A 10,620-nucleotide genomic window follows, 5' to 3' on the forward strand; every position below is an offset into this window, starting at 1 on the left:
ATCGCTAATTATCGAGGTGAGATATATCACCAATTTTCAGCACCTCACCAAATCGCGTTGCTCCCAATTTATAGTGTACAACTTGGCATAAATAGAGGTTATTTTAGGGGTCTAGCCGGGATAAGGGTAAAATGGGACACGTTGTAAATAAATGTTGCAGAAACAAATTTAGTAATTTACTAACTTGCCCGAAAATGGTAAAGAAACATTCAACTTTTGCACACTAAAATCAACTTTTTACGCGGTTCAGCCTCTCAAACTTGCCCATAAATGACTCTTTTTGGGGATGTTTTCATTTGAATAAGCAAGTTTAGGAGGAGGCTGAAACAACCGTAAATCAGGAGTTTTGAAAAATTAAATTTACAAAACTTTACATCATGTCCCATTTTGCAGATATCCCGGCTGTACCCCTTACATGGGAAAAACGTCAAATTGACGGTGTATTACATGGGAATGTTGTTGTGCCGAATCATCCCTCAATATGGGTTATAGAAACACCATTGTTTTTTGAGAGCAGTTCATTGCAATAAAAGATGATAAGCGTGTCTTTTCCTTTATTTAGCAACAGTTTTGGATTGCTACTACATAAGACGAGATTGATGATTACTAATGTTTCTGAAGCATAACATGGTTACTTTGAACCATATCTTGGTATTAAAGTTTATAATTGTGCTGTTTCTTGAGGGTTATTTACTTCTACCTTTGTTCGACAGAGTTCTTAAAACTCAGGCTTATCTTATGGTGCAAAAAATCTACTCTGGCTCATTATTTGATGCAAAGTTTTATATTGCTATTAGTTGAAAAGCTTAATTTGGCATTACTTATGGCTCATGTTATGGTTCACAATTTGGCTCAAATTATAGTTAAAGTCACAAATATCAAGTTGTTGAAAGCATTTATATTCCATCTGGTTAGCGTCAAGAAATTATTACCCAGATAGTCATAAGTAATTATTATCTATATGATATCTACTGGTCAGAACACCGAGATTTAAAGAGCATCTTAGGCTACAAAATACTTGGCATATAGCCTCAGTGTTTTATAGGAATCGCTCTTTGGGAAAAACTTTTTGGTTTACTGTCTATCTCAGAAGTAGGTCATTTTATCACATCTCTGAGACGTTCATTTAAGGATAGTGGCCAAATTTTAGTAACTTCTCATAATCCTGAAGCAATTAGAAAATTCTCCAATGAAAACACCTTTGTTCTGGATAGAAAAAGTCACTTAGAACCAACTTTAATTAGATTGCTTAGTGATATACCTGTTACTGGGGATTTGATTAATTCTTTGATTTGTGGTGATATAGAATTATGAGTATAAATAAGAATAAACCACATCTGTTAATTTTACCTGAAGATGATGCTAATCGTCAGATTGTTAATGGATTTATTCAAAATTTGAATGTGAATAATCGGCTTGAATCACAAATTGATAAAATTTGGGATAGGGGGGTTGAGTTTTGTAATGTATCTCAGTCAAATCCTTTGTCAACAACCTTAAGATATCATCAGCTTCACCTAAGAGTTCCTGATCTCCAGGTAAATTTCCTAACCATTGCTGGATTTGTTCTTGGAACCAGACAATTCCCAAGTTTTGATTTTAATTTGATTCATAATGATAACGAGCTTGTAAAAAATAAACTTTATTTTGTGTGACTTTATAAACCAAACGATGTTCTAAATCAATGCGTCGTGACCAAGTATCAGGATCAATATATTTAAGAGGTTCAGGTTTACCTAAGCCTGTAAACGGTTGACCGTCAAGAATATCCGCTACTAAATCTAATATCTTATCCCCTTTTTTTCTATCATGATTATACCACCAAGCCAAATCTGCTTTAAAATCAGGACTGAAAGCAGGAAAATAACCAGATAATTCTTTTTCTTCATTATGAGTATCTGGCTTTTTTTTCTTACTACTCAATTCCTAACTCCTCTTTTAATTCAGCCAATGTTTGAGGAGTTTCCATTGCTGTTTGGGTCCATTCTAAAGCCCGAAATAAACGTTTAGCATTTTCAGGTGATCTTAATAAATAAACACACTCTAATAAACTGGAAAGTTCATCTTCTGCAATTAACGCCACATTTTTCTCATTACGACGTTTAATTACTACAATTTCCCGTTGATCACACACCTGATCTAAGATAGTTGCTAAATTCAACCTTGCTTGAGAGTAAGTGGTTTCTTTGTTTAACATTCTCTTTTTTAAGAAGTTGTACAAGTATATTGTACAATATAACCCATAGTATCACCGCCGGAAGTAATTTAGTTTGACTCAAATCAGTAAACGGGAAGGGTGCTAAAATCACAGACCCCAAGTACAATCCTGGGAATGTATCGCTTGCTGATTCTTTCTTTAACTGCTTATCTTATAGCTCACTGGAGTTATTTGCTCCCCTCAGTTCCCATTACCACCGGATTGGGGTAAGGCTGCACAAACTGCTCTTGAATCACTTTTTCCCAAAATAGTTGTGTCTCTTATTTTACTGGATATTCAACGATTAATTCCTCTCGCACGTAGTTTTGGTTTTGACATCTCTATTTCCAGGTGCAAGATGTGAGTATAGAGACATTCCATGGAATGTCTCTACACCCAATAACTAATCGTATCCACCAAACATAAACAGGGAAATCTGCTCGTCGGTACTGTTCATCAAAGCATGAAGATTACCACCTTTGAGCATGGCCATGTGTCCACTTTTGAGGGTACGGATTTCAAAACAGCGTTCTCTTTCTGGCATTTTACACCAGTCACCCACCACCATGAAACCTTGACCTTCCATCATGAAAAACACTTCTTGGTTATCACGATGGCGGTGTAAGCCAATACCACAATTAGAATTGAGTAAGTGTAAATCCATATAATCAACGGCAAAGAAGGGTTCAAAATCGTTACCGTGATTTTTGTTTCTAAAGGCGCTAAAGTTCCAAGAATTTAACTGGCGGCCTAATTCGTTTTTGCCAGTGTATTGTCCATAGTTAGACATTAAGTTGCGATATTCTAAGAAACCAATACCACCATGAGGGTTAGGACTGATGCCAGTTCCCAAGAAATTATCCCAACCCCGCATGATCATATTGAACTCGTAGTGATAATTAGCACCATTTTGGGAATCCCAAAATTTTTCCGTAAAGTCTGCCCAGGCTAGTTCCACATGAAGGGGTAAGATAGGGTGCATGGTGTTGGTGGGCGCAACTTGTGTCATCAGACGGTCATTTAAACCTTCTCGATTGAAATCAGAGATGTTGCCATGTACTAAGTCCGTGCGTACCTGAAGTTCACCACGATCTATAGAATTGCGGCCTTTGTCATCGAGTTGACTTCTCAAGTCATTACCAGGATAACCCCAAAACTCAACTTCATAGCGATCGCTTCGTTCATTGTAGGGGACAGTAATTAGCATTGGTGTAGCTACATCCCCAACCTTAACCCAGAGCTTGATTTTTTCTCCCAATTTGTTACCAGCAGCAACAGAAAGCTGAGAATCTGGGCCACCTCGATAGGAAATCCGCAAAAATGGCCCTGTCCAATCACCTACAGTTACCAAACCCCGGACAAGAAAGGTATCCGTACTGTAAAAGTCCTTGACATTTTGCTTTTGGAAATCTGTTTTATTATCCTGCTGGGTGGGGTCGAGAATATTAGCATCAGCACCTTGTGGCCCATAAAATACTAGAGATTGATAGGGAAAAAGATACTGTAATTGGTCAGTCAGGTAAAATTCTCTTTCTGCTGCTAATTGCGCTCTTTCGAGAAAGTTCAACAACTTCAGCAAGGGATTACCCCGATTATATTCTGGTGGGGTATTGGGGTCTACTTTGAAAATACTATCAGAATGAACAATAAACATGACAAGTTGGTGAGAATTAGGTGGACAAGTCTAGTTGGTGTGATACAAGAAAGCAACGAATTTGAGGGGTTTTGTCCCAGGGTTACGAATGCCGTGCATTCCCCCACTCTTGGTAAAAATCACACTCCCTGGTTTCACTGGTAGTTCCTTAAATTCCTTTTTTCCTAAGCCCATCACTTGACGTTCGACGGTCGGGTACTTCTCTGTGGCGGGGTCATCACCAACTCGCATATAAGCAATCCCTTCGCCCTCGGTAATGTAATACAGTTCCTCTGTCCCAATATGTTGGTGAGTACCTTCAACTATCCCAGGAGGAACGGTCACTTCATGGAAGAACACCATTGAACCGCCAAGTTCTCGTTGCACAATCCAACGCATATCAATGATGTTGGTATCTGACTTATCTGGATTGTCACTATCCATCATGGCGTTGCGATATCGCACTGGGGCAATATCTGGTGTTTGTAAGAACCAACCGCGTTGGAAATTAATCAGATAGTTGAGGTCAGAAATAGTATTTTGGGGTGAACTGGGATCTTGAGTGCGAGGTTCTTGATGCGATCGCGAATAGTCATTATCCCAAACAGCATCATTACTGCTAATTTGATAGCCAGAGGGTAAATTGCGATCGTTTTCCCGAAACGCCAACTCTATCTTTGTCAAAGACTTAATATCTGCCAACGCTGGACTAAACGCCTTAACTCGCGTAATTGCCCCATTGCGTCCCATTTGATCCAAAACCTGAAAATCGTGGTAGCTACCAGCAGGAGGTTCTAGGGTTTCCCAAATCTCCACTTCGTAAGCATCAATCCAAGAGCAATAGGACAGTTTTACCGTTGCTTCTGCCTTCTTACTCTCATCCTCTGGCAACACCCTCACCCAAGCAATCAACTGATCCTTGAGCAAGCGTTTTTTCTCCCTTGTCTGTTCCACCAAGCGACTAGAACGATATTCTAAGCGGAGAAAATTGCTAAGAAACTTACCATCTAGATATACTTCACCCTTGAGAGCATTGATACCCAAATAGCTACGAACTTCGCGCACATTATAACGGTAACGAGGGCTGCGGGTAGCGTTGAGATATTCGGCATGGTAAATCCGGTCAGGATAGAAGACAACCTTAAAAATGTCATTCCACGGACTCGTAAAAATATCGTTAAATGCTGGGTCCATAATACTAAAGCCTCTTGAGTAATTCGTCAGCGACACGGAAAGAATTGGCTTGAATCGTCAATGTCGGATTAGCACCCCCTGATGTGGGCATAAAAGAGCCATCGGTTACGTAGAGATTATCAAAATCCCAAGTTCGACAATTCACATCTAATACTGAGTCTTGGCGATCAGTGCCGAATCTTGCACCACCGAGAATATGATTAGCAATCCGTGCTAGGGCGTTTTCTGCCATGTACACACCCCCAGATCCCAAGAATTCATAAGGGAATTTGCGATCGCCTGACGCATTTTGTCCGTTATCTAAAACCTGTTTGCACATATCCGCCAGGGTATTCATCAGATACCTATCATGGCTGTGCCATTCTTTAATAATGTAAGCAACCGAACGACCCCATTTATCCTTAATTGTCGGATGTAGTTCGATGCGATTTGTTTTCAGGGGTAATTGATTGGCCATAAAGCTGACAGATAGACCTCTACCCATGTATTGATCCAGGAAATCTGCCAAACCTTGACCTGCCAATCCAGTGTTATTAATAAAGCCTTTCCAGAGAGTATCTAAATCTTGACTACCCTGAGTACGTCCTAGAGATATGGGCAAAGCTTGGTCAGAGGTGTTGTTGTAGATTGCACCACCAGCCCACAGTCCCCGGCTTTTGAGAAAATCATCCGTAGCGCAAGCATCCGTAGCCCAATCAGCATCTAAAGCCTGTGATTTATCGCTGCGAGTGGGCATTAGGGCGCTCGCACCACCAAAACAGTGAGTTAGAAAATACTTTCCTAAGAGGTCATTTTGATTGATCCGGCGATCGAATTCCGAACTCATCTGTGCAGACAATTTCAGTAACCGAATTGATTCAATTGCTGAACAAGCCACAACAACAATTTTTCCCTGCACAAACCGAGTTTTCCCACTAGGGTCACGGTAAACCACTCGGCTAACTTTCGACCCTTCGCTTTCCAAATGAGTAACTACGCAGTTAGTGCGAATCTCAAAATTTGGTTGGTTAGCAATGGGACTGAGTAAAGATACCCAAGTATTTGATTTCAAACCTAGAGGACAACCAAAACGATTCACATAACTGGTTTTAATCGTTTCTGGATCTTGGGGAGCTTTGCGTCCACTGGGTTCGTGGTCACGGGTAATCACCGCTAAAGGTGTCCGATATGGCTTGATAGGTTTGTTACTGTTGAGTTGTTTACCAATCTGCTCCATACCCACCTTCGCATAGATACTAATAGGATTAGGCTCTAAAGGTGGTTGATACTTATCTCCACTAAATGGTTTCAGTTGGTTCTCGACAGTGCCGTTAAAGCCAACTAAATATTCAGCTTTCAAATAGTATGGCTCTAATTGTTGATAACTAATCGGCCAATCACGGGCTTCCCTTTGAATATCGCCGTTGGGGTCTTCTTTGAGGTCATTACGTCCAGCATTAAAGCTTTGTAGGCGTAAATCGGTAGGTGTAAATCGCAGGGAAACACCACCATAAAGTTGAGTACCGCCACCGACAACTTGGGCTGTATAACCTTCAATTGTGGCTCGATCTTTACCATCAAAACCACGATAAATATGTGGCTCGTCGTTAATATCTGGTTCAACGTGGCTAGAATAGAAAGCTTCGTTTTCGTTGGCTACTCCAGGAATACGAATCCGCTTTTCTGGTCCATCAGCAAATAGTTCATCTCTTTTAAAATCACTTAACCCATTGGGGTTTTGATATTGGGGTTTAAACAAGGGGCCTTTTTCTAAAATCAATACTGATTTTCCGGCTTTGACTAAGGTGTGAGCAATAGGCGCACCACCACCACCACTACCAATAATTACGACATCAAATTGAGTTTCCATTTATCTTCTCCTAGGGATATTGATGAAAGGATAATCATGATTAATAATCTGCAAATTAATCTTAGGACTTATGCAGAAGTTAGTGAAAAACTAACCACTCCAGGCACAGATTTCACGGAGAAATGAGGGTTTGAGAGATATTTTGCATAAATCCTGAATCTGTTAATCCTGTGATCTGAAAATCCTGAATCCTTACAATTGTTATTAGCCGCGATAATCGCTATTAATGCCGAGGGGTTGTTCTATAGCTTTGCGCCAATTAAACAAAGTTTCCCCTTTGTCATCTGTATATCTTTCAGCCAAATAAGCCCAACCTGTACCGCCAACATTACCGCCATATTTAGGATGGGAAAAAGCACCTGTGTAGGTGTGGCGACGTAATAATTGCAGAAAATAACGAGGTTCTTGATATTGTTGATAGTTCCACCCATTAACTTGGTTATTTGCCATTTCGTTATACAGATCAATGTATAACTCTTTGGAAACATCTTGAGGATTAATGTAGGGATTTCTCTGGCGCAAAATTCTGTCCATTTGACCAAGACAAATTTTGTAATCAGTTAAGTGGTGATTTTCTTCCCTAGCTAAAATGTTGTCAATGTAATTGACTGCCCCTACGGATTGATCTAGGCGATAAGCAAAGGCATATTGTACTTCTTTATCTTGTTTACCAAGATAATTGTATTGGCGGTTCAAGAAGTTCTCACCTTCAGCCGTGCGGAACGGTAAAATGTGATCTACTAAGCGAGTTAAAATTTCAAATTCCCAATCTTCAAAACTCAGAGGTTCTGTGCAGAGTTGGGTGAAAAATCTTGACCAGAATTGACCATTATCAAGTTGGGCGCGTTGAGGGTTAATGGGGTCAAGAATTGGTTGTCCATCCACAATAAATTTATAGGTATGAAATTGGGCTTTGGGAACAACAATTGATAAGGCGTAGTATCCTGTTTCTTCGCCTAAAAATTTCACTGGTTTGAGGGGAATTGGTTCAAAGAGATGGGCAAATGTGCCAATAATACTAACATCTTTGGGAGGTGTGTTGCCTTGTTGTTGATAAACGAAAGTTACTAAGTTTGAGGAGTAGCTTTTAACAAAGTCTTTACCATCACTGTAACTATCAATAATGGGAAATCGCCAAGCTTCAGCAATGCGTGAGCGAGGGTCATCGTCGGTTAATTGTCCAAAGTTATGGCGAGGATCTGTGTTAGACCTAGCTAAAAATTTTGTGCATTGGTTTAACACATACTGATCATCGGTTGGGAAGATTTCTACAGCCATTCATTTATCTCCTGCTAGATTTAAGCAGCGTTTTCTTTTTTGGTTTAAACCGGGTTAATCCAGTTTCAGAAAACTTGTTTTTATTGAATACAATTGCTTGAAATTGTTTTCCAGAAATTTATGTATAAAAATCTGAAATTATTTCTAGTTTGAGAAATCTTACTTTAGATAGATGCAAAGATGATTTTGCCTTTCTATAGCAGAAGGCAAGAGGTAAGAGGCAAGAGTGAAATACTTGTTATCACTCAGTTTCGGACATTTATTATGTCCTAACTGTCTTGGCTACAGCTATAATTAATACCTCTATGAAGGTTGGCAAAATTGGCAAGCAATCTTAACGGTTAAAGCTGTTAAGCACCTAAATTTTATTATCACAAAATGCCTAAATCTTGTGGTGTAGGCATCTTGCTCGTTAGGATTATACAAATTAAATGCACAACTTAAATGCACAACAGCTTAATCAGGATATGAAAAACCTTTTTGTGAGTAATAGTGAAGAAAATTACCAGAGGAAGATGTGGCCACAGTTCAGGAATCTAGTAATCATCAAGAAACTGATGTTTTGGAGAATTTTACAACACGAGTTTATCAAACACCGGGATTGCAAGGGTAGAAAGCTGGTGGATTTTACGAAGCTATAGGACTTTTACGAAATTACAGGATACTTTGTCTATTTTATTAACTTTAAGCAACACCATATTTGGTATAAGGACGTTTATATGGGGGATGTAAGCCTAAAACAATATCTGAAGCTGGAACTCCTCTTTCCACTAACTCTTGACCGATATCAGCTTCCGTCATATTTTGCTGAATCCAGATTTTGTTGTCTTTAATGTCTAAATGGATATAACAAGCATAAATGCGATTTAACTCTTGCCAACCAATATCTAAAATTTGATAGTGGTCGTGTTCTGTATCAAAAATGAGTTGACATTCAATATTTGGATCATTTGGAGTGGCATGGGCGATTAATAATTCGCGCACAATTTGGCGATATTTAGCTAGTTTTTCCATACGATTATCTCCTCTGTATTCGGTTCATATGCTATGATCTTTATGGCATATTGTAAGATTGCCGCTTGGGTAAAACGCTCCTGAAAAAAAGTATTAAAAATATCAATAGGGACGGCTAAATAGAGGATACGCTTAGGCTCAGTCATTTCTAAAGCAAGGCGATAATTAAGAAATTGACCTAATGCATTATGAAAGTCGCTAATGGCGGAAGGATTGATAAAGCTCTTAACTTCTACAGCGATTTTCTGCTCATCTTTTTCAGCAGCAAATACTTTTTCAGCAGCAAGATCAATTTCTAGTTTAACGCGCTCAATGCGAATGATTAATGGATCGCTGGTGATTGTCCATCCATTTTTGATTAAGGCTTGCTTGACGGCTTGGTGGAATAGGTCTTTAGCCATAGTGGAATATTACAGGGGTTTCCAAATAGATGAGGTACACCTATACCTTATCCCCTTAAGATGGAGTCAGGAGTAAAATCCTGTTGTAGTCAGAGTTTTAAGTTTATTTCTCGATAAGCATAAGTTATGTTTAAGTATTAATGTTTTAAGAATATAATTATATTATTAATTGTTCCAGAAACAACCGTCATTGTTTATTGCTTCTTATTGAGAATACATCTGAATCAACTTTCCTATCTAAAATTTGTTTTTTTATAGATAAATGTATTTTTTTACTCTTTATTCATAAATTCACTTCCGTAATAACCGCTTGTGACACTTAAGGGTGCGGAATGTGGGTTCAAAGTAAAGCGATTCCTACGGAGCGCTTCGCTATCGCCTATTTCCGTCAATGCTGAAAATTATTAAAGCAATGCCTTCAGCGATCAAGAGAAAAGTTACAATTATTTTCTAATTACCCATTTGATCTGTCAAAAACTGAATCAGCAGTTTGTTAATTTCAATGGAGCGTTCTTGTTGAATCCAGTGACCAGCCCCCGGTAGCAATACCTTCTGCTTTAAATTAGGTACATTGTGTTCTAAGTTATCAAATGCTTCATGGTACATTGTAATTACTGCATCTACTTCTCCTGCAACAAACAGTGCTGGTTGGTAAATCTTTGCCCCACTGAGAAAATGTGTTAGTTCCCAATTTCTATCTATATTGCGGTACCAATTCAGTCCTCCCCGGAAACCAGTTCGTTCAAACTCAGAGGTAAAGAAATCAATATCTTGCTCTGTTAACCAAGTAGGAAGTTGATCTGGTAAAGACATATTTGTTAATTTCTCTGACTTGTTGTACAGAAAACGCCAACGTTTAGCAGGTGGTGGATCTCCTGATGCAGAGTAGAGAATTGAAAGTATATTTGTACGGATATCAGACTCTAGTTCTGCTTCTGCTTTGCCTGGTTCTTGAAAGTTTAGTTGATAAAATTCTTGCTCACCGGCCATCAGCCTCATCGCTTCTGTTGGTTTTATATTATCCCAAGTACGGGGTTGATAAGGCACACTAAGC

Annotated in this window: 10 protein-coding genes; 1 reads left to right on the forward strand and 9 read right to left on the reverse strand. The window is 39.0% G+C overall.

Annotated features, from left to right (window positions below; translation table 11 throughout):
* Window positions 1-377 precede the first annotated feature (377 nt).
* Window positions 378-530, forward strand: a complete 153-nt coding sequence (locus tag FJR11_RS22270; protein WP_168507698.1) for a hypothetical protein — start codon at window positions 378-380, stop codon at window positions 528-530.
* A gap of 1,069 nt (window positions 531-1,599) precedes the next feature.
* Here the strand turns inward: FJR11_RS22270 and FJR11_RS22280 are convergent.
* From FJR11_RS22280 to FJR11_RS22325, 9 genes are all read right to left on the reverse strand, one after another.
* Window positions 1,600-1,923: a Txe/YoeB family addiction module toxin gene (locus FJR11_RS22280; RefSeq protein ID WP_168507700.1), complete on the reverse strand. Its 324-nt coding sequence runs from the start codon at window positions 1,921-1,923 to the stop codon at window positions 1,600-1,602.
* Window positions 1,916-2,197, reverse strand: a complete 282-nt coding sequence (locus FJR11_RS22285; RefSeq protein WP_040553935.1) for a type II toxin-antitoxin system Phd/YefM family antitoxin — start codon at window positions 2,195-2,197, stop codon at window positions 1,916-1,918. The genes FJR11_RS22280 and FJR11_RS22285 overlap by 8 nt, the downstream gene beginning before the upstream one ends.
* 403 nt (window positions 2,198-2,600) lie before the next feature.
* Window positions 2,601-3,851 carry a cupin domain-containing protein gene (locus tag FJR11_RS22295; RefSeq protein ID WP_168507702.1) on the reverse strand — a complete coding sequence of 417 codons (1,251 nt, stop codon included), beginning with the start codon at window positions 3,849-3,851 and terminating at the stop codon, window positions 2,601-2,603.
* A gap of 30 nt (window positions 3,852-3,881) precedes the next feature.
* A complete protein-coding gene (locus FJR11_RS22300; RefSeq protein ID WP_168507704.1) occupies window positions 3,882-5,024 on the reverse strand; it encodes a cupin domain-containing protein in 1,143 nt (380 codons plus the stop codon).
* 4 nt (window positions 5,025-5,028) lie between these two features.
* Window positions 5,029-6,873 (reverse strand): GMC oxidoreductase, encoded by a 1,845-nt coding sequence (locus FJR11_RS22305; protein WP_168507706.1) that lies wholly within the window; start codon window positions 6,871-6,873, stop codon window positions 5,029-5,031.
* A 204-nt stretch (window positions 6,874-7,077) separates the two neighbouring features.
* A complete protein-coding gene (locus FJR11_RS22310; RefSeq protein WP_168507708.1) occupies window positions 7,078-8,151 on the reverse strand; it encodes a gluconate 2-dehydrogenase subunit 3 family protein in 1,074 nt (357 codons plus the stop codon).
* Window positions 8,152-8,835: 684 nt separating this feature from the next.
* Complete coding sequence (locus FJR11_RS22315; RefSeq protein ID WP_168507710.1) at window positions 8,836-9,165, reverse strand: XisI protein; 330 nt, start codon at window positions 9,163-9,165, stop codon at window positions 8,836-8,838.
* Window positions 9,153-9,566 carry a XisH family protein gene (locus FJR11_RS22320; protein ID WP_168507712.1) on the reverse strand — a complete coding sequence of 138 codons (414 nt, stop codon included), beginning with the start codon at window positions 9,564-9,566 and terminating at the stop codon, window positions 9,153-9,155. The genes FJR11_RS22315 and FJR11_RS22320 overlap by 13 nt, the downstream gene beginning before the upstream one ends.
* A gap of 450 nt (window positions 9,567-10,016) precedes the next feature.
* The coding region (locus FJR11_RS22325) for an alpha/beta fold hydrolase (RefSeq protein WP_168507714.1) at window positions 10,017-10,620 on the reverse strand (604 nt) is incomplete at its 5' end.

Origin of the sequence: Anabaena sp. UHCC 0187, from assembly GCF_009712035.1 — a bacterium.
Taxonomy (GTDB): domain Bacteria; phylum Cyanobacteriota; class Cyanobacteriia; order Cyanobacteriales; family Nostocaceae; genus Dolichospermum.

What these genes read in the sequence shown, in the direction of transcription:
- FJR11_RS22270 (WP_168507698.1), top strand. Translation starts at nt 378, where the DNA reads ATGTCCCATTTTGCAGATATCCCGGCTGTACCCCTTACATGGGAAAAA.
- FJR11_RS22285 (WP_040553935.1), bottom strand. Translation starts at nt 2,197, where the DNA reads ATGTTAAACAAAGAAACCACTTACTCTCAAGCAAGGTTGAATTTAGCA.
- FJR11_RS22295 (WP_168507702.1), bottom strand. Translation starts at nt 3,851, where the DNA reads ATGTTTATTGTTCATTCTGATAGTATTTTCAAAGTAGACCCCAATACC.
- FJR11_RS22300 (WP_168507704.1), bottom strand. Translation starts at nt 5,024, where the DNA reads ATGGACCCAGCATTTAACGATATTTTTACGAGTCCGTGGAATGACATT.
- FJR11_RS22305 (WP_168507706.1), bottom strand. Translation starts at nt 6,873, where the DNA reads ATGGAAACTCAATTTGATGTCGTAATTATTGGTAGTGGTGGTGGTGGT.
- FJR11_RS22310 (WP_168507708.1), bottom strand. Translation starts at nt 8,151, where the DNA reads ATGGCTGTAGAAATCTTCCCAACCGATGATCAGTATGTGTTAAACCAA.
- FJR11_RS22315 (WP_168507710.1), bottom strand. Translation starts at nt 9,165, where the DNA reads ATGGAAAAACTAGCTAAATATCGCCAAATTGTGCGCGAATTATTAATC.
- FJR11_RS22320 (WP_168507712.1), bottom strand. Translation starts at nt 9,566, where the DNA reads ATGGCTAAAGACCTATTCCACCAAGCCGTCAAGCAAGCCTTAATCAAA.